This is a genomic window from Lentzea atacamensis (assembly GCF_003269295.1).
Classification (GTDB): domain Bacteria; phylum Actinomycetota; class Actinomycetes; order Mycobacteriales; family Pseudonocardiaceae; genus Lentzea; species Lentzea atacamensis.
Genome location: NZ_QLTT01000001.1, coordinates 1223997 through 1243806 on the forward strand (window position 1 = coordinate 1223997; position 19810 = coordinate 1243806).

Below are 19810 nucleotides of genomic sequence, written 5' to 3' on the forward strand. Positions count from 1 at the left end.
TACTTTTGGGGAAAGGGTGTGTTACCCAGTTGTTACGGCGGGGGTGCGGTGGACTCGCGAACGACGAGCTCCGGCGGCGCGAGCGCCGTCACCTGCCGGGGCTCGCCCGCCACCTCGGCCACGATCGCGGCCAGGCACGCCCGCCCCAGCGCGGCGAAGTCCATCCGCACGGTCGTGAGCGCCGGTGTCCAGTACGCGGCGCCGGGCACGTCGTCGAACCCGATGATGCTCACGTCCCCCGGCACGTCCCGGCCCGCCTCGTAGAGCGCGCGGCGGACCGCCAGCGCCGTGTCGTCGTTGCCGCACAACACCGCCGTCACGTCCGGGTCGGCCGCCAGCCGCGCTCCCGCGAGGTAGGCCGACCGCACGTCCCACCCGACCGGCACCACCCCCGGCACGGGCGCGCCGGCCGCCTCGAGCGCGGCGCGCCACCCCGACTGGCGGGCGCTCGTGCCGCTCTCCGACGGGATCGCGACGTGGTGCACGGTGCGATGCCCCAGCTCCAGCAGGTGCCTGGTCGCGTCGACAGCCGCTTGGCGTTCGTCCAGGAAGACCATCGACCGCGTGACACCCACGAGCCCACCGGCTTCCGTCGCGGCCACGGCGGGCACCTTCGCGGGCAGTGCCCGCAGCACCTCGGCACCGGCGGTGTCGAACGCGATCACGACGACGCCACCGGCGTTGGGATCGCTCACGTGCTCGACCGCGTGCTGGACGTCGGCCGGTGCGTCCGACTCCACCACCCGCACCCCGACAGCGAGGCCCGCCGATCGCGCGGCCTCCTCGATGCCCTGCAACGTCGCGGCATAGCCGTAGAGCGTGGTGTTGGCGACCACCACCGTCACCGTGCTGGAGAGCCCGGACCCGAGTGCGCGAGCCGCCCGGTTGGGGCGGTAGCCCAGCCGTTCGATCGCGTCGAGCACCTGCCTGCGGGTGTCGGCGTTCACCCTCGGCGAGTCGTTCAGCACCCGTGACACGGTCTGGTACGAGACGCCGGCGGCCGCCGCGACGTCGCGGATGCTCGGCGTGGAGGAAGATCGTCGTGTCACGCCGCCATCGTGATCGCTGCCGGTCGCGCCGTCAAAGCCGGCCGTGGAACGTGCCTGCTCCGGCGATCGGTCATTCGACCGAGCACTGCTCCCCGTTGAACGTGAACGCCGTCGGCGCCGAGTGCGGTCCGCGCGAGTTGCCGTTGAACCCGACCTGCACCGAACCGCCGGGGGCGATCTGCGGGTTGTAGCCGACGTTCACGGCGCTGACGGTCGCGCCGAACTGCCGCGCCGAGGCGTTCCACATCTCCCTGACGCTCTCGCCGGCCGCGAAGTTCCAGCGCAGCGTCCAGCCGTTGGCCGTCTTGGTGCCGGTGTTGCGCACTGTCACATTCGCCTGGAATCCGCCGTTCCACTGGCCCGTGATCCGGTAGGCGACGGCGCACCCTCGTGCGGGCGGCGGCGGTGGCGGCGGCGGCGGAGTGGTCGTGGTGGGCGCCGCCGGGCTGGACGGCGTCGCCGGAGAAGAAGGCATGGTCAGCGCCTGCGAAGGCGAGGGCTTGGACGTGGCGGAGCCGTTGCAGGGCGGGCCCCACAGGCCCCGCTTGGCGGCGGAGGCCTCAGCCTCGGCGTTGATCAGCGGTCCGCCGTCGACGCCTTCCGGGCGCAGCGCGCCCTGCTGCACGGCCAGGACGGCGTAGTCGGTGCCGTCCTCCAGCTCCATGTGCACCTCGCCGGGGGTGAGCCCGGTGAAGCGGACGGACCTCGCGAGCAGTGTCGTCCTGGCGAACGTGAGCGCGCTCTCCGACCAGCACGCGGCGGGCGCGGCGAGCAGCGAGATGCGGACGCGGGAGCCGTCGGCCAGTTCTACCGTGCGGCCGTCGATCACGTCGCGCACCACGGTGAGCACGTTCTGCGGGGGCACCACCTCGTTGATGAGCGTGGGCGGTTTCTGAGGGGTCCGGGAAGACGGTGGCGGCGCGGCCGGGTCAGCCGTGCACGCTCCGGTGAGCAGTACCAACAACACCAGCAAATGGCTGCGCGCCACCGTCAACTCCTGAAACTATCGGACCTTGGAAGCCGTCCACCGCTGGTTCGCACCGGAAGTGGCGTGGTACAAACCGATTCTGGCGCCGTCCTCACGCGACTCGCCGACGACGTCGAGCAGCGATCCGGTCGCGGCGTTGACGAACGTCCAGCTGTCGTCGCCGGTCGACGACAACACCCACCTCGCAGCAGGACTGTCGGTGGAGATCAACGTCGCGTTACCGTCCACAGCGGCGATCCGCTGGCCGGTCGCGGCGTTCACCACGGAGAACTGGACGTCGTTGCCGTAGCCGCCCGTGCGCCGCTCCAGCCGCCACACCTGGTCGCGCGCAGCCGCGTTCGTCGTGCGCTGGACCAGCGAAGTGCCGGAAGGCGCAAGGGACTTGTCGCTCTGCACACCGGTCAGGCGGTACTCGCCGGCCAGTGCGTCATCGCGGTTGAGGCCGCTGACACCGCTGACGTCGAACGTGACGACCGACCGCGCGGGCACGGTGAGGGTCGCCTTGCGGTCCTTGACGCGCACCGCGGCGCCCTTCACCAGCGCGCCGAACATGTCGGTCACGATCGGCCGCACGGAGGCGTTCGACCGCACCGACGCGAAGCCCGAGAGGTCCAGCGTCACGGACTGCGGCTGCTCGGACTGGTTGAGGTGCACGACCGTCTTCAGCTCGTTGTTGCGCATCGCCGCAACGTCCGACTTGGTGTTGACCTTGATCATTCGGTCGCCGGGCTTCACGTAGTGGGTGAAGTTCCGCAGCGTGTGGAACTTGGTGTTGACGCGGGCGGGACAGGTCGCGAGCGTGTCCTGCTGGCCGCAGTTGAACGGGATCTGGACGACACCCCAGTTCATGCCGTTCGGCGACTCGCCACCCGGCTTCATGTTGTCGTAGTCCTCGATCGCCTGCCACAGCAGCCAGGCGCGCGGTTCGAGCTCGCGGATGTCGTCGATCACGCGCGCGGCGATGCCCAGGCCGGAGTCCATGGCGGTGAAGCTCTGCCCCGAACCCCAGGACCCGTCGACCTCGCTCATCCACAACGTCTTGTCCGCGGCCTTGGCGATGTCACGGGCGGACGTGCGGCGGTCCTGGCCGTAGGTGTGCACGTTCAACTGGCCCACCTGCGCACGCACGGAATCCGGGTAGCCGGCCCAGTCGTCGGCGAAGAGGCCGGGGTTGGTCTCGTCCGGCGCGGAGACGACGGCCTTCAACCGCTTGGCGCGCAACGCTTCCGCGACTGCGGGCACGACCTTCGCCTGCAGCGCCGGGCTCATGTGCGCGCCCTCCTGGCGGCCACCCGTCGGGTTGCCGTCCGGGCCGAGCTTGGTGCTCCAGTACGGGGTGTTGGGCTCGTTGAACGGGTCCAGCGTCTGGACCTTGATGCCGTGCGCGCGTTCCAGCTCGGCGGTCGCCTGCGTCAGGTACGCGGCGAAGTCCTTGATGCGGTCCTCACGGAGCTGGTCGGCGGTGGCGTCGAAGCCGCCCGACACGTAGCCGCTGACCGTCTGGAACCACGGCGGGGAGTTGCTGAACGTCTCCCACTTCGTGACCTTCGACTTGATCCGGTCGACCCACCAGCGCTGGTGCGGGTCCGCCGACGCGTCGAAGTACCGGGGATCGTTCGGCTTCCACCAGTCGGTGTCGGTGCGCTTCGTGCCCTCCGGCGCCTTCCACCAGCCGGGCACCGCCGCGCCCGCGCGCAGGTACGACGGCACGTCAGGAGCGTTGCCGCCGCCGATGTTGTAGCGGGCGATGTTGAGGTTCAGCCCGTCCTCGCCGAACAACAGCTCCGCGAGCTGGTTGCGGATCTCGTCGGGGTAACCGCCGGTGGCGTTCGCGAACCAGACCAGGCTCGTGCCCCAGCCCTGGAACGATTGTTGCTGATAGGTCGGATCCGGCCGCACGGTCACGGATTCCACGGCGGCCGTGGCGGGTGCCCCGCTGGAGACCACAGTGGACATCGTGAGCGCCGAGGCGGCGAGAAATGCAGGGAATCTGGTCATCGGTTCTCCGTCGAACAGGCGATGTGCGCGCTAACATCTACCGAGGACCACCTGGTGCGTCAAGGCCGGAAAGGTCCTGCCGAACGGTGGCGCGTCCGTTCGGCAGGCCCCCTGGGAACGTTCACCCCCGAGGAGAGGCGGCTCTGAACGCTCAAGCCCCGAGGAGGGTCACTTGAGCGAACAGGTAGCGAAACGCTCCAGGCCTTCCGGCTTGGCCGCGACCCGGCCGATGGCGGTCTCGATGCGGTTCAGCGCCGCAACGCGCTTGTCCTTCAGCGGCCCGAGGATCGCGTTCTGCACGAAGTTCGGCCCGCCCTGACCGACCGACGTGCGCAGCCGCTCGTTCGCCTCGGCCTGCTGCTTGCTGAGATTCGCGAGCTCCCGGTCCACTTCGGCCTTGGCCTGGGCGGGAACGTTCTGCACGACGGGCAGCGGGCACTCGATCGCCTGGCCGGCCGCGGACGATCCGCTGTTCGAACCATTTCCGGCGTTCGAGTTGTTTCCGTTTCCGGTGCCGGACGACGCTCGCGACGTCGTCGTCGGCGGCGCGGACACCGCGGGTGCCTGGCCGAGTCCGCAGGTCGCGAACCTCTCCAGGCCCTCCGGCTTCGCCGCGACACGGCCGATGGCGGTCTCGATGCGGTTCAGCGCGGCCACCCGCTTGCTCGCGAGTGGACCGAGAATCGCGTTCTGCACGAAATTGGGTCCGCCCTCGCCCGCCGACGTGCGCAACCGGTTGTTCGCCTCGGCGATCTGCTTGTCCAGATTGGCCAGTTCACGTTGCACCTCTGCCTGCGCCTGAGCAGGGACAGCGGGGACGACGGGCTGCGGACAGGCGATCGACTGGCCACCGCTGTTGTTGCCCTCACCTGCGGCGAACGCGGCGATCGCGGTCCCGGCGGTCAGGGTCGCGGCAACGGCGACTCCGGCAATGAGCACTCGCTTGCGTCGCTCTGGTTTTGCATGTGCTCTCGACATTTCGAACCCTCACGAATCAGTGGATGTGATCTGCCGGCATACCGGGATACGGACCGGGACCGTCAAGGGTTCAACCACTTGTGAGCGTTCACAGCAGATGCCATGCTGGCGACCTCTACCGCAGACCCGCACCTGCGCAGAATTCGGGGACAAGCCATGCCATCCGGGCACAGAGCCGTGCATGAACAACTTCGCCTGAGAGTCCAGGGCGTGAACCTCAAGATCGCCGCGGTGCGCCGCGGCGGCGCCGACGAGCCGATCGTGTTCCTGCACGGCTTCGGCACGAGCAAGGAGGACTACACCGACATCACGCAGCGGCACGACTTCGCGGGCCGCTCGTTCCTCACGTACGACGCACCGGGCTGCGGCGCGTCGGAGTGCGCCGACCTCGGGGCGATCGACGTGCCGTTCCTGGTGGACACCGCACGCGCGGTGCTCGACCGTGCGGGCATCGGCCGGTACCACGTCGTCGGGCACTCACTCGGTGGCCTCACGGCACTCCTGCTCGCACACCGCGAGCCGGGCCGGGTGCTCAGCTTCGTCAACATCAAGGGCACGCTGGCTCCTGAGGACTGCGCGGGGATCAGGCACGTGCTGTCCCACCAGGAACCCGGCGACGCCTTCCTCCGGTTCGCCGAAAGCCTGCGCCTCGCACCGGGTTACTCGGGCGGGCTGTACGCGGCGAACCTGCCGCACAAGGTTCGGCGCGGAGCCGTGGACAGCATCTTCAGGTCCGTGATCGAGCTCGCCGACCACGGAGACCTGCTCAACAAGTTCATCGCACTCCCCATCCCGAAGATGTACCTCTACGGCGAAGAGTGCGCTTCACTGTCCTACCTGCCGTTGCTCGACGCGCACGGGGTGGAGCTCGCCGAGATCCCCCACAGCGGGCATCTCCCGATGTACTCCAACCCCGTCGCGACGTGGAAGCGGATCGCCGTGTTCTACGCCGGCGACCTCAGTCAGCGCATTCCAGCCGCCAGGCGGTGGTAGGCCGCGTTCCAGCGCAGCCGGTCACCGAACTGGGCGGGCGTGGTCGACGAGTCGATCAGCACCAGTTCGGTGGCCGCCATCGTGGCGAAGTCGTGCAGCGTCTCGGGTCCGACGGCCTGGGTCAGCACCGTGTGGTGCGGGCCGCCGGCCGTGAGCCAGCACTCGGCGGACGTCGAGAGCGACGGCGCCGGCCGCCACACCGCCCGCGCGACGGGCAGGTTCGGCAGCGGCTCGTCCGGTGCGACGACCTCGATCTCGTTGGCCACCAACCGGAAGCGGTCGCCGAGGTCCGCGAGACCGATCACCACGGCAGGACCGGGCGACGCGTCGAACACCAGCCGCACCGGGTCTTCCCGGTCGCCGATGCCGAGCGCGTGGATCTCGCAGGACGGCACCTCTTCCGCGATCGTCGGGCACACCTCCAGCATGTGCGCGCCCAGCACCTTCGGCTCACCCGGCCCGAAGTGGTAGGTGTAGTCCTCCATGAACGAGGTGCCGCGGCCGGTGCCCGCACCCATCGCCTTCACCGCGGCGAGCAGTGCCGAGGTCTTCCAGTCGCCCTCACCGCCGAAGCCGTAGCCGTCGGCCATCAGCCGCTGCACCGCGAGGCCCGGCAGCTGCCGGAGCCCGCCCAGGTCCTGGAAGTTCGTCGTGAACGCGCCGAAACCGCCGTCGTCCAAAAAGGACCGCAGACCGATCTCGATGCGGGCCGCGTACCGCAGCGACGCGTGCCGCTCCGCCCCGCGCGCCAGCTCGGGAGCGAGCCGGTACGCCTCGGCGTAGTCGGCGACGAGCAGGTCGATGTCCGCGTCCGGCACCGCATCCACGACCTCGACGAGGTCGTTGACGCCGTAGGTGTTCACCGAGACACCGAACCGCAGTTCCGCCTCGACCTTGTCGCCCTCGGTCACCGCGACGTCGCGCATGTTGTCGCCGAACCGCGCCAGCCGCAACGAGCGCATGTGCGCGAAGCCGGCCGCTGCACGAGCCCAGCCGTCGATCCGCTCGGCCAGCTGCGGGTCGCTGGCGTGCCCGGCAACGGTCTTGCGCGCCACGCCGATGCGCGTCTGGACGTACGCGAACTCCCGGTCGCCGTGGGCGGCCTGGTTGAGGTTCATGAAGTCCATGTCGATGGTGGACCACGGCAACGCCTCGTTGAGCTGCGTGTGCAGGTGCAGCAACGGCTTGCGCAGCAGGTCGAGACCCGTGATCCACATCTTGGCCGGCGAGAACGTGTGCATCCACGCGATCACACCGACGCACGACGGGTCGTTGTTCGCGGTCTGCATGATCGAGCGGATCGCGGCGGCGTCGGTGAGGACCGGCTTCCACACGATCTCGGCGCTGATCCGGCCGGAATCCGCGAGCATTCGCTGGATCTGCTGGGACTGCGCGGCCACCTGGTCGAGCGTCTCCTGGCCGTAGAGGTGCTGGCTGCCGGTGAGGAACCAGACCTGCGGCTTGCCCGCGAACGACATGTGCTCTCCTCGTGGGCTCACTGCCCGTAGACGTTCTGGTAGCGCTCGTAAAGCCGGTCGACGTCCTGCTGGTCGATGACGGGGGCCTTGCCGAGCTGGAGTGCGAAGTGGACGGTGCGCGCGACGTCCTCCAGCATCACGGCCGACTTCACCGCGGCACGCGCGGTCGGGCCGACCGTGAACGGACCGTGGTTGCGCATCAGCACGGCGCTGGACCTGCTGGTGCTCAACGTTTCCACGATGCCGCGGCCGATCGAGTCGTCACCGATCAACGCGAACGGCCCGACGGGGATCTCGCCGCCGAACTCGTCCGCGATCATCGTCAGCACGCACGGGATCGGCTCGCCCCGCGCTGCCCACGCTGTGGCGTAAGGGGAATGCGTGTGCACGACACCGTTCACCTCGGGCATGTGGCGGTAAACGTATGCGTGCGCCGCAGTGTCCGACGACGGCGCGAACTCACCTTCCACCAGGTTGCCGTGCAGGTCGGTCACGACCATCGCGTCCGGCCCCAGCTCGTCGTAGGACACCCCGGACGGCTTGATCACCATCAGGTCGTGGCCGGGAACCCGCGCGGACACGTTGCCCGCGGTCCAGATCACCAGCTCGTACTTGGTCAGTTCGCGGTGCAGGTCGGCGACCGTGCGCCGCAGCTCTGCCGTGGCGGACATCAGTTCTTCCCCTCCAGCGCGTCACGGCGGTACTTGCGCAGCCGGCGCATGACATCGTTGCCACCTCGGCCGAAGTGGTCGTGCAACTCCTGGTATTCGACGAAAAGCCGTTCGTAGGCTTCTACGTTCTCCGGGATCGGCGTGAAGACGTTGCGCCGCACCGAACCCATGGCGGCCGCGGCCGCGCGGATGTCCTCGTACGCGCCCGCGGCGACCGCCGCGTGCATCGCCGAGCCGAGCGCCGGTCCCTGCGCGGAACCGATCACCGACAGCGGCAGGTCGAGAACGTCGGCGTAGATCTGCATCAGCAGCGCGTTCTTCATCAGCCCGCCCGCGATCACCAGCTCGGTCACCGGCACACCGGCGTCGGTGAACGTGTCCACGATGACCCGCGTGCCGAACGCGGTGGCCTCCAGCAGTGCGCGGTAGACGTCCTCCGCCTTCGTGGCGAGCGTCTGCCCGAGGATCACACCGGACAGTTCGTGGTCGACCAGCACGGACCTGTTGCCGCTGTGCCAGTCGAGCGCGATCAGCCCGTGCTCGCCGGGCGCCTGGCCGGCCGACAGCTCGGTGAGCAGCTCGTGCACGGAGATCCCGCGCTCGCGCGCCTGCTCGTGGTAGGCGGGCGGCACCTGGTTCTTCACGAACCACGCGAAGATGTCGCCGACACCGCTCTGCCCCGCCTCGTAACCCCAGAGGCCCGGCACGATCCCGCCGTCCACCACACCGCACATGCCCGGCACGTCGCGCAGCACCGAGCCGCTCATCACGTGACACGTCGAGGTGCCCATGATCGCGACCATCTGGCCGGGCTCGACCGCCTGCGCGGCGGGCGCGGTGACGTGGGCGTCGACGTTGCCGACCGAGACCGCGATCCCCTCCGGCAGGCCGGTCCACGCAGCTGCCTCGGCGGTCAGCGACCCAGCGCGGTCGCCGAGCGCGGACAGCGGGTGGTCGAGCTTGTCGGCGACGAACTTCGCGAACGCCGGGTTGAGCTCGGCGAGGAACTCCTCGCTCGGGTACGCGCCGTCCTGGTGGATGCCCTTGTACCCGGCGGTGCAGGCGTTGCGGGTGTACTGGCCGGTGAGCTGCCACACGATCCAGTCCGCGGCCTCGACCCAGTGCTCCATCGCCGCGTAGACCTCGGGCGCCTCCTCCAGGACCTGCAGGCCCTTGGCGAACTCCCACTCCGAGGAGATGAGGCCGCCGTAGCGCGGGAGCCACGGTTCCTTGCGGTCGCGGGCGAGGTCGTTGATGCGGTCGGCCTGCGGCTGGGCGGCGTGATGGCGCCACAGCTTGATGTAGGCGTGCGGGTTGTCCGCGAACTCCGGCAGCTCGCACAGCGGCGTTCCGTCGGCCTTCACCGGGACCATCGTGCAGGCGGTGAAGTCCGTGCCGATGCCGATGACGAGCTCCGGCGCGATACCGGCGTCCTCAATGGCCTGCGGGACGGCGGTCCGCAGAACGTCGACGTAGTCGGACGGGACCTGCAGGGCCCACTCCGGCGGCAGGGCCTTGCCGGTCGCCGGCAGAACGCTGTCCACCACGCCGTGGCGGTAAGCGTGCACAGCGGTGCCGAGCTCGGCGCCGTCGCGGACGCGGACGACCACCGCGCGACCGGACAGGGTGCCGTAGTCGACGCCCACCACACAGGCGTCGGGATGGATCGTCTTGTCAGTCACGACCTGAGTGTTATCGCTAACATTCCGCGCGTCAAGATGCGATCCGAAAGTGGTGAAAGCCTTGATAGGGCCCGTGTTGTGCAGAAGAGTGAACGCACGACAAAGGACCCCGGCCGGTGAGGTACCGGCCGGGGTCCGTCAGCCCAGCTGACAGGCGGGCTAGGCGGGTGGCGCCACGCTCTCGCGCTGCACGAGCACCGGGGCGATGGTCCGCCTCGGCCGCGCCGACTCACCCTCGCTGACCTGCTCCAGCAGCAGGCCGAGCGTCTCCCGCGCCACCGCGGCGAAGTCCGGGCGGACCGTCGTGAGCGGCGGGATGAAGTACGCCGCCTCCGGCACGTCGTCGAACCCGACGACGCTCACGTCGTGCGGCACCCGCCTGCCGCGCTCGTGCATCGCGCGCAGCACGCCCAGCGCGAGGTGGTCGTTCGACGCGAACACCGCGGTGACCTCCGGCATCCGCGCCAGCATCTGCCCTGCCCTGTACCCGGACGAGGCGCTCCAGTCGGCCGCCATGACCGGCGGCACCTCCCGGTCGTGGAGCTCCAGCGCCCGGCGCCAGCCCTGCACGCGACCTGCCGCGTCGAACCAGTCGGTGGGGCCGGAGACGTGCCACACGGTCTGGTGCCCGGCGTCCAGGAGATGGGTGGTGGCGTCGTACGCGCCGACCCCCTGGTCGACGGTGACCAGCGGCGTCGCCCGTTCCGGGTCGCCGTCCACCGTTACCAGCGGCAGCTCCGCCGGCACGTCCGCGAGCGCGTCGGCCGCGGACGAGTTCGGCGCGATCACCACGATCCCGGCCACGCGCTGGTCGCGGTGGCGTTCGACAGCGGCTGCTATCGACTCGCGGTCGAGGACCTTCACCCTGCCGACGCTGACCGCGAACCCCGCCTCGCCCGCCGCCTCCTCGAAGGCGGACAACAGCGAGGCCGGGCCGTACAGCGTCGAGTTCTGCGCCACCACGCCGATCAGCTGCGTCTTGCCCGTGACCAGCGCACGAGCCGCCCTGTTGGGCCGGTAACCCAGCTCCTTGATGGCGGCCCGCACCCGCAGGCGGGTCTGCTCGCGGACGTTCGGGTGATCGTTGAGGACACGCGAGACCGTCTGGTGGGACACCCCTGCGAGGCGGGCGACGTCGGTCATCGCGGGGTCACGAGTGGTCTTCTGATCCACAGACGGTCTCCGATCCTTGGTCTAGACCGATGATGTTAGCGATAACACCCGTCAGCCCTGATTCAGCACACCCATTGTGACCGCTATTCAAGCCGGAACGTCGCACGTCGGCGCGCGTCGCGGTCATTTCCGGGCTTGCCGGCCACCAGTCTGCCTCGGTCGTGGATGAGATAAGAATCTGCTCCAACATTCAACGAAACCGCCTTGCTGTCGGCGAGCCCCGGCACCCGCCGGAAGCTCGCCGCCCGGCCGTAGGCGTCCGAGTCCTCGAACGGGTCGATGCGGATGACGTCGCCGTCCACCCGCACGTACCGGTCGGGGAAGTTCACCGACTGCAGCGCGACGGTGTCGTTGCCGAGGAATCCGGGGACGAACCGGAACTGCGAGTCGGCCAGCTCGCGGATGTTGCCGTCCACCCGCAGCCGGTACTCGTAGTGCCGCACGTGCAGGCCGTCCAGTGTGGCCAGCCGCGAGATCGGGCCGCCCTCGCCGACCGGGACGCCGAAGCTCGGCGTGCCGTCGGCGTTCCAGTGCAACCGCTGCACGCGGGTGTGCCGGTTCGGGTCGAACAGCGGGTCGCCGTTGATGTCGCGGTAGTCGCGGGCGTGGTAGACCAGCACGTCCATGTCGCCGACCGTCGTGAACGAGTTGTGCCCCGGCCCGTACTGGGACGTCGGCACGTGAGTCGCGAAGATCGGCTGCGGGGACTTGGTCCACGACCGCGCGTCGAGCAGGTTCGCGTTCTCGTCGGCGGTCAGCAGGCCCATGCAGTAACGGGCGTCGGTGGCGCTGGCCGAGAACGTCACGAACACGCGGCCGTTGCGGATCAGCACCGCGGGCCCCTCGTTCACCCGGAAGCCCTGCACCTCCCACGACAGCGTCGGCGTCGCGATGCGCACCGGCGCGGTCTTCAACGCCAGCGGCGAGGCCATCTCGGCGATGTAGAGGTTGGTGCCGGAGCCGACGCTCGGCTCGTTCTGCGCCCACAGGAAGTAGCGCTTCCCCCGGTGCGCGAACGTCGTCGCGTCCAGCGTGAACGTGTCCAGGTGCGTGACGATCTGACCGCGCAGCACCCAGCCGTCCTGGCGCGGGTCGGCGTTGGCCGACTCCAGGACGTAGGTGCGGATGCGGAACGGCTCGTCCTTGTCCCCGGCGGCGAAGTAGATGTACCACTTGCCGTCGATGCGGTGCAGTTCCGGCGCCCAGATGTAGCCGCCCATCTTGCCCGTGGCCGGCCGGCGCCAGATGGTCCGCTCACGCGCCGAGGCCAGGCCGTCCAACGTGGACGCCCCACGCACGACGATCCGGTCGTACTCCGGCACGGACCCGGTCAGGTAGTACATGCCGTCGGTCGGCGGCGTGATGAACGGGTCGGCTCGCTGCTCGACCAGCGGGTTGCGGGTCGGCAGTTCGGCAGGGGCTTGCGGCGCGGCCACGACAGGGGCGGAGGCCGCGAGGGGTACCGCACCGACGGCGGCGAGCACGCCACCGGTGCGCAGCAGGGACCTGCGGTCGATCACTTGCGGCTCCTGTCCTTGACGCGGAAGACCGTGATGGAGTTCGGCGGGAACGTGTGGGTGAACGCGCTGCGCACGCTGATCTGCGTGGTGCGCGGCTTGATGGGCTGGGTGAACTCGGTGTTCACGTCGTCGGGACGGCCCTGCAGGACGGTCACCTTCGCCGTCGACGCCACCGGCACGCCGAGGTCGACCTTGGTGCGGGCGGCGTTGTCCTGGGCGTTGACGACCTTGACGATCAGCTCACCGGTCGCGAGGTCGCGGGTGACGACCTGGCGGAACGGTTCCGCGAGCTTGTCGTCGGTGAACTCGCCCCATTTGATGCCGTCGAGGAACAGCGCGACGTGCCGTCCGCGCACCTCGACCCGTACGTCGTAGGTGCGGCCCGTCTCGACGCGGGTGCCGTTGCTCATCAGCGTGCTCTTGCCGCCGCCGACGGCCTTCTCCACCGCGGACTGGGTGTTGTTCCAGCCGCCGAGGTTCCACCAGTAGAAGTTGCCGGTGTCCTGGACGCCGAACGCGACGAGGAAGCCCTCGCGGCCGGCCTGCTTGGTGGCCTTGAGGTTCAGCGTGTAGTCGCGCCAGTTCCTGTCGCCGGCGGTCACCAGGGTGTCCTCCGCGGCGGCGTCGGACTGGACGTAGGCGCCGTTCACGACGTTCCAGGTGCCCTTGCCGGTCTTGGTCCACTTCGCGTCGGTGCCGGAGAAGTCGTCGCTGAACAGCTGCTGGCCGGACGCGCTGGTGACGCGCACGTCGTCGTAGGTCGCGGCTGTGGCCCACGTGGACAGGCCGATCGCGCCCGTGATCGGCGCCTGGGTGGACGGCGTGGCCGACGCGGTGCTGGGCACGACCTCGTCACCGACGTTGGTCATGAACAGCTTCTGCGTCTCGTAGCTCGCCGAGCCCCACGACGCGTGGTTGTTGAACCAGATCATGTCCGGCTTCCACTGCACGTAGTCCTCGTTGGCGAGCAACGGCGCGTAGGAAGCGAGCTTCACGACGTCCGCGTTTCGTTCGAGACCGGTCATGAACGAGGCCTCGCTCAGCGCGTTGAACCACTTGTTGTCCTGGGAGGCGTACTCGCCGAGGAACACCTTCGGACCGTTGCGGTCGTAGGAGTCGTAGCGGTTGTTGTTCTCCAGGAACCAGCTCGGGCTGTTGTAGTAGTGCTCGTCGACCATCTTCACGCCGGCCTGCTTGTTGAGCTGCCACAGCCGGTCGAACGTGCCGCCGGTGTCGTCGGGACCGGAGTTGCTGACGACCGTGATGTCCGGGTACTTCGCGTTGATGGCCTTGCGGAACTCGGTGAAGCGGGCGAAGAACTCGTCCGGCAGGTTCTCCTCGTTGCCGACCCCGAGGTGGGTGAGCTTGAACGGCTTGGGGTGCCCCATCTCGGCGCGCTTGCGGCCCCAGGTCGAGTCGGCGGGGCCGTTGGCGAACTCGATCAGGTCGAGGGTGTCCTGGATGTGCCGCTGCAGCAGCGCGGGGTCGTCCGTGGCGCGGTTCTGGCCGCAACCGGTGACCAGCGCGGGCACGACGGGCAGCGGCATGGCTCCGATGTCCTCGGAGAACTGGAAGTACTCGTAGTAGCCGAGGCCGTAGGACTGGTTGTAGCCCCAGAAGTTCCAGTTCGTGGCGCGCTGCTCGACCGGGCCGATCGTGTCCTTCCACTGGTACGAACGGCGGCGCTCGTAGTTCGGCGCGTCGTAGCCGTAGTGGCTGCCGGTGTTGACCAGGCAGCCGCCGGGGAACCGGACGAAGCCCGGCTTCAGCGCGGCGATCTTCTCGGCGAGGTCGCGACGCAGCCCGTGACCCTTGAAGGTGTCCTGGGGCATCAGCGAGACCATGTCGAGGCGCAGGGTTCCGGTGCCACCGCCGGTGACGAGCAGCCTGCCGGTGGTCGTCGCCTTCCTCGCGCGGACCGAACCGGTGTAGCGGGTCCAGCCGTCGCCCTTGACCTCGAGCTTCACCGGGTCACCCAAAGGGTTGCCCGCCGGATCGGTGATCGTGGCGGTCAGCGGCGTGACGGCCTGGTCGGTGCGCGCCCAGACGGAGAAGTCGTAGCGCTGCCCTTCCTTGACCGCGATCCCGCTGTTGTAACCCGAGTTGATGACGCCCGCGGGCAGGCCGAGCTTGAGGTAGCGGCGGTTGCGCTCGTTCATCCGGCCGTCGTCGTCAGCCACGTCTACGGTGCCGCTGTGTGGTGCCCACGAGGTCAGGCCGTCGTACGAAGCGTTGTCGGCCTTGTCGTACTCGAACGACCGGTTCTGGACGAGCTCGGCGTAGAGGCCACCGTCAGCAGCACGGTTGATGTCTTCGAAGAAGACGCCGTACATCGTGTCGTCGATCGACGCGCCCTTCTTGGTGGCGTCCACCTTCAGGGTGTAGTCGGTCTCGGCCGCCGCTCCGGAACCGGGGACAGCTGCCAGCAGGGAGGCCGCCAGTGCGGCCGACAGCAGAACGTGCCTGGGGGACATGGGTTGAGCTCCCGGCGTTGGAAGTTCCCAGCAAAAGTGAGCGCTAACATACGACGACCATCACCCTGGGTCAACGCTCACAAGTCGTTATGGTCGAAGGGTTGACGAGGCCGATGTGAGCGTTCACTCTTGTCCACCTGACAGCCGCGGACTCCGCGGCGGGCTCCGCGACACCGTAGTCACCTCGGAGGAATCCCTGTGCTGAAGAAGATCACGACAGCCGCCAGCGTGATCGCGCTGTGCGCGCTGACAGCGTGCGGCTCTGGCTCTGGCGGTGCTGGCAACAGCACCGGCTCGTCCGGCGACACCATCACCATGGGCTTCGCCCAGGTGGGAGCCGAGAGCGGCTGGCGCACCGCCAACACCAAGTCGATCCAGGACGAGGCCAAGGCCGCCGGAATCGACCTCAAGTTCTCCGACGCTCAGCAGAAGCAGGAGAACCAGATCAAGGCGATCCGCAACTACATCCAGCAGAAGGTGGACGTGATCGCCTTCAGCCCGGTCGTCGAGACCGGCTGGGACACCGTGCTGCTGGAGGCGAAGCGCGCCAACATCCCGGTGATCCTCACCGACCGCGCGATCGACTCCGACGACACGTCGCTGTACAAGACGTTCCTCGGCTCGGACTTCGTCGAGGAGGGCCGCAAGGCCGGTGACTGGATGGTCGCCAACGCGACCGGTCCGACGAACGTCGTCGAGCTGCAGGGCACCACCGGCGCCGCGCCCGCGATCGACCGCAAGAAGGGCTTCGAGGAGAAGATCGCCTCCAAGCCCGACATCAAGATCGTCGCCTCGCAGACCGGTGACTTCACCCGCTCCGGCGGCAAGCAGGTCATGGAGGCGTTCCTCAAGTCCCAGCCGAAGATCGACGTCGTCTACGCGCACAACGACGACATGGGCCTGGGTGCCATCGAGGCGATCAAGGCGGCCGGCAAGGTGCCCGGCAAGGACATCAAGATCATCACCGTCGACGCGGTGAAGGACGGCATGACGGCGCTGGCCAACGGCGAGATCAACTTCATCGTCGAGTGCAACCCGTTGCTGGGCAAGCAGCTGATGGAGCTCACCAAGAAGGTCGTCAAGGGTGAGCAGGTGCCGCCGCGGGTCGTGACCGAGGAGGGCACGTTCACCCAGGAGCAGGCCAAGGCCGCACTCCCCCAGCGCCAGTACTGATCCTCAACTGGTCCGTCCCAAAGTCTGCGGGGCCCGCCGTTCTCTCGCGCATCCGGCGGCGGGTCCCGCACCCCATCGACGAAGGCTCCCGCCATGACCGAGTCATCGCCGCCGATCGTAGAAATGCGAGGCATCAGCCTCGCATTTCCTGGCGTGAAGGCGTTGCAGGACGTCGACTTCCGGCTGTTCCCGGGTGAAGTGCACGCCCTCATGGGTGAGAACGGCGCCGGCAAGTCCACTCTGATCAAGACGCTGACGGGCGTGCACACCCCGGACAGCGGCTCAGTGCTGCTGGCGGGCGAGTCCGTCGCGTTCTCCTCCCCCGGCCAGGCCCAGCAGGCCGGGATCAGCACGGTCTACCAGGAGGTCAACCTCTGCGCGAACCTCACGGTCGCGGAGAACATCCTGCTGGGCCGCGAACCCCGCAAGTTCGGGGGCATCGACTTCCCGGCGATGCGCGCGCGGGCCGCGGAGGTGCTGGCGCGCATCGGTGTGCACATCGATCCCGCGTCCGTGCTGGAGACCCACCCCATCGCCGTCCAGCAGCTCGTCGCGATCGCCCGTGCGATCGCCGTCGACTGCCGGGTGCTGGTGCTCGACGAACCGACGTCCAGCCTGGACGCCGGTGAGGTCGCCGAGCTGTTCCGGATCATGCGGGTGCTGCGCGACGAGGGCGTGGCCATCCTGTTCGTCTCGCACTTCCTCGACCAGGTCTACGAGATCGCGGACCGGATGACGGTGCTGCGCAACGGAACCCTCGTCGGTGAGCACCTCACCAAGGACCTGGACCGGCGTGCGCTCATCTCCGCCATGATCGGCCGCGAGCTCGGTGCGCTCGAGGCCATCGAGGACGCGAGCGAACGCCACTCCGTGTCCGGCCCGGTGCTCGTGCGCGCGGAGGGACTCGGCCGGCGTGGCGCGATCGCGCCGTTCGACCTGGACATCCGCGCGGGTGAGGTCGTCGGGCTCGCGGGCCTGCTCGGCTCCGGCCGGACCGAGCTCGCGCGCCTGCTGTTCGGCGCCGACAAGGCCGACTCCGGCCGGCTGATCGTCGACGGCACGCCGCTGCACCTGCGCGGACCGCGGTCGGCGATCGCCGCCGGAATCGCGTTCTGCTCGGAGGACCGCAAGGGCGAAGGACTCGTCGCGGACCTGTCGATCCGCGACAACCTGGTGCTGGCGATGCAGGCCGCACGCGGGTGGAGCCGCCCGGTCCCGCGCAAGCTGAAGGACCAGCTCGTCGAGAAGTACCTGGCGGCGCTGGACATCCGGCCCGCGAACCCGGACGCGCTGGTGCGCACGCTGTCCGGCGGCAACCAGCAGAAGGTGCTGCTGGCCCGCTGGCTCGTCACCGAACCGCGGCTGCTGATCCTCGACGAGCCGACGCGCGGCATCGACATCGGCGCGAAGGCCCAGATCCAGCAGCTCGTCACCACGCTTGCCGCCGAGGGCACCGCGGTGCTGTTCATCTCGGCAGAGATGGAGGAGGTCGTTCGCATCGCCGACCGGATCGTGGTGCTGAGGGATCGGCACAAGATCGCAGAACTGGACGGTGGCTCGACCATCGACCAGGTCGTCGAGCTGATCGCCGGCGACCCGGTGCCGGAGGAGGTGGCGTCGTGAAGAACCGCCTGCTCTGGCCGGGCATCGCGCTGGTCGCCCTGCTCCTGCTCAACCTCGTCGTCACACCGTCGTTCTTCGCGTTGCGCATCCAGGACGGCCACCTCTACGGCGGCCTGGTCGACGTGCTCAAGAACGGGGCGCCGACGCTCCTCATCGCGATCGGCATGACGCTCGTCATCGCCACCCGCGGCATCGACCTGTCCGTCGGCGCGGTCGCCGCCATCGCGGCCGCGGTCACGTGTGTCCACATCGGAACGTCGCCGGACATCGGCACGGCACTGGTCGGCATGGCGATCGCGCTGGTCCTCTGCGCGGCGCTCGGCCTGTGGAACGGTTTCCTGGTGGCGGGACTCGGCATTCAGCCGATCATCGCCACGCTGGTGCTGATGACCGCGGGCCGCGGTATCGCCATGCTGGTGACCGAGGGCCAGATCATCACCGTGAACAACGACGCGTACCGGCAGGTCGGCGCCGGGTTCGTGGTCCTGCCGATCTCCATCCTGATCAGCCTCGCCGTCCTCGGCCTGGTGGCGCTCGCCACGCGCAAGACCGCGCTCGGCATGCTGATCGAGGCGGTCGGCGTGAACCCGGAGGCCTCCCGCCTGGCGGGCGTCCGGGCCAGGACGATCATCTGGACCGTGTACGTGTTCGCCGCGGTCTGCGCGGGCATCGCGGGCCTGATGATCAGCTCGAACGTGAGCGCCGCCGACGCCAACAGCAACGGGCTGTGGATCGAGATGGACGCGATCCTCGCGGTGGTCATCGGCGGTACGTCGCTCGCGGGCGGCCGGTACTCGCTCGCCGGCACGCTGCTCGGCGCCATGATCATCCAGACCCTCACCACGACCGTCTACACGATCGGCGTGGCGACCGAGGTGACGCTGGTGTTCAAGGCTGTCGTCGTCATCACCGTGTGCCTGATCCAGTCGCCGAAGGCCCGCGCCGCCCTGAGCTTCCGGAAGGTGGCCGTGTCATGACCGCTCTCACCACCAGGCTGCCGTCGCGGTTCCTGCCGGTCCTCGCGACCGTGGTGCTGTTCGCGCTGACGTTCGGCGTGGGTTCCGTGCGCTACGAGGGTTTCGCGTCCGGTCAGGTGATCGCGAACCTGTTCATCGACAACGCGTTCCTCATCGTGCTCGCCGTCGGCATGACGTTCGTGATCCTCAGCGGCGGCATCGACCTGTCCGTCGGCTCGGTCGTGGCACTGTCCACAATGGTCACGGCGGCGGGTCTGCGGGCTGGGTGGCCGGTCCCGCTGGTCATCATCGCCGTGCTGGTCATCGGCTCGACGCTCGGCCTGCTGATGGGCCTGGTGATCCACAAGTTCGACATCCAGCCGTTCATCGTCACGCTCGCCGGCATGTTCCTGGCCCGCGGCCTGTGCTTCCTGATCAGCGTGGAGTCGGTGTCCATCAAGGACACCACGTTCCGGTCCGTCGCCACCGCCGTCATCGAACTGCCCGGCGGCGTCACCATCACCTACAACGTGGTGATCGCGGTCCTGGTCGTGCTCGCCGCGCTCTACGTCCTGCACCGCACCCGGTTCGGCCGGGCGACCTACGCGGTCGGCGGCAACGAGCAGTCCGCGTTGCTGATGGGCCTGCCGACCGCGCGCGTGAAGGTCGGCGTGTACGTGATCAGCGGCTTCTGCTCGGCCCTGGCCGGCCTGCTGTTCAGCCTCTACATGCTGTCCGGCTACGGCCTGCACGCCGTCGGCATGGAACTGGACGCGATCGCGGCCGTCGTCATCGGCGGCACCCTGCTCGCGGGCGGGGTCGGCTACGTCCTCGGCTCGCTGACCGGTGTGCTGGTGCTCGGCACGATCCAGACGCTGATCTCGTTCCAGGGCACGCTCAGCTCGTGGTGGACCAAGATCGTGATCGGCGCGTTGCTGCTGGTCTTCATCGCGGTCCAGCGCGGCATGATCCGCGGCAGGCGACGACAGGGTGCTGTCGCCGCCTGACCAGGCCGGGAAATGCGGTTCGGTCACCTCCACACGAGGTGACCGAA

Annotated in this window: 15 protein-coding genes; 5 read left to right on the forward strand and 10 right to left on the reverse strand. The window is 68.9% G+C overall.

Annotated features, from left to right (window positions below):
• Positions 1-32: 32 nt before the first annotated feature.
• From C8D87_RS05785 to C8D87_RS05800, 4 genes are all read right to left on the reverse strand, one after another.
• Entirely contained in the window at positions 33-1049 is a 1017-nt protein-coding gene (locus C8D87_RS05785) for a LacI family DNA-binding transcriptional regulator (RefSeq protein WP_109636377.1), read from the reverse strand.
• A gap of 70 nt (positions 1050-1119) precedes the next feature.
• On the reverse strand, positions 1120-2037 hold the full coding sequence (locus C8D87_RS05790) for a cellulose binding domain-containing protein (RefSeq protein WP_146231522.1): 918 nt from the start codon (positions 2035-2037) through the stop codon (positions 1120-1122).
• Between the two features lie 15 nt (positions 2038-2052).
• Positions 2053-4035, reverse strand: a complete 1983-nt coding sequence (locus tag C8D87_RS05795) for an RICIN domain-containing protein (protein WP_233441918.1) — start codon at positions 4033-4035, stop codon at positions 2053-2055.
• A gap of 168 nt (positions 4036-4203) precedes the next feature.
• The gene (locus C8D87_RS05800) at positions 4204-4974 is read right to left on the reverse strand and encodes a hypothetical protein (protein WP_215732186.1); all 771 of its coding nucleotides are present in this window, start codon (positions 4972-4974) and stop codon (positions 4204-4206) included.
• Between the two features lie 249 nt (positions 4975-5223).
• On the opposite strand from C8D87_RS05800, the gene C8D87_RS05805 reads away from it, so the two are divergent.
• Positions 5224-6006 carry an alpha/beta fold hydrolase gene (locus tag C8D87_RS05805; protein ID WP_215732187.1) on the forward strand — a complete coding sequence of 261 codons (783 nt, stop codon included), beginning with the start codon at positions 5224-5226 and terminating at the stop codon, positions 6004-6006.
• On the opposite strand, the gene araA is transcribed toward C8D87_RS05805, so the two are convergent.
• The 6 genes from araA to C8D87_RS05835 form a co-directional block, all read right to left on the reverse strand.
• Positions 5976-7484: an L-arabinose isomerase gene (gene araA, locus C8D87_RS05810; protein WP_112225796.1), complete on the reverse strand. Its 1509-nt coding sequence runs from the start codon at positions 7482-7484 to the stop codon at positions 5976-5978. The two genes, C8D87_RS05805 and araA, sit on opposite strands and share 31 nt — an antisense overlap.
• Positions 7485-7501: 17 nt before the next feature.
• Complete coding sequence (locus C8D87_RS05815) at positions 7502-8155, reverse strand: L-ribulose-5-phosphate 4-epimerase (RefSeq protein WP_109636372.1); 654 nt, start codon at positions 8153-8155, stop codon at positions 7502-7504.
• Positions 8155-9837: a ribulokinase gene (gene araB / locus C8D87_RS05820; protein ID WP_233441919.1), complete on the reverse strand. Its 1683-nt coding sequence runs from the start codon at positions 9835-9837 to the stop codon at positions 8155-8157. The genes C8D87_RS05815 and araB overlap by 1 nt, the downstream gene beginning before the upstream one ends.
• Before the next feature lie 159 nt (positions 9838-9996).
• Positions 9997-11010 (reverse strand): LacI family DNA-binding transcriptional regulator, encoded by a 1014-nt coding sequence (locus C8D87_RS05825; RefSeq protein ID WP_215732188.1) that lies wholly within the window; start codon positions 11008-11010, stop codon positions 9997-9999.
• An 83-nt stretch (positions 11011-11093) separates the two neighbouring features.
• A complete protein-coding gene (locus C8D87_RS05830) occupies positions 11094-12530 on the reverse strand; it encodes a family 43 glycosylhydrolase (RefSeq protein ID WP_112225797.1) in 1437 nt (478 codons plus the stop codon).
• Complete coding sequence (locus C8D87_RS05835) at positions 12527-15004, reverse strand: alpha-L-arabinofuranosidase C-terminal domain-containing protein (protein ID WP_112225798.1); 2478 nt, start codon at positions 15002-15004, stop codon at positions 12527-12529. The genes C8D87_RS05830 and C8D87_RS05835 overlap by 4 nt, the downstream gene beginning before the upstream one ends.
• A 198-nt stretch (positions 15005-15202) precedes the next feature.
• On the opposite strand from C8D87_RS05835, the gene C8D87_RS05840 reads away from it, so the two are divergent.
• From C8D87_RS05840 to yjfF, 4 genes are all read left to right on the forward strand, one after another.
• Entirely contained in the window at positions 15203-16177 is a 975-nt protein-coding gene (locus C8D87_RS05840; RefSeq protein ID WP_112225799.1) for an ABC transporter substrate-binding protein, read from the forward strand.
• A gap of 123 nt (positions 16178-16300) precedes the next feature.
• A complete protein-coding gene (locus tag C8D87_RS05845) occupies positions 16301-17800 on the forward strand; it encodes a sugar ABC transporter ATP-binding protein (protein WP_215732189.1) in 1500 nt (499 codons plus the stop codon).
• Entirely contained in the window at positions 17797-18777 is a 981-nt protein-coding gene (locus C8D87_RS05850; protein ID WP_109636367.1) for an ABC transporter permease, read from the forward strand. Before C8D87_RS05845 ends, C8D87_RS05850 begins: the two co-directional genes overlap by 4 nt.
• The gene (yjfF, locus tag C8D87_RS05855) at positions 18774-19763 is read left to right on the forward strand and encodes a galactofuranose ABC transporter, permease protein YjfF (RefSeq protein WP_112225801.1); all 990 of its coding nucleotides are present in this window, start codon (positions 18774-18776) and stop codon (positions 19761-19763) included. The genes C8D87_RS05850 and yjfF overlap by 4 nt, the downstream gene beginning before the upstream one ends.
• Positions 19764-19810 lie beyond the last annotated feature (47 nt).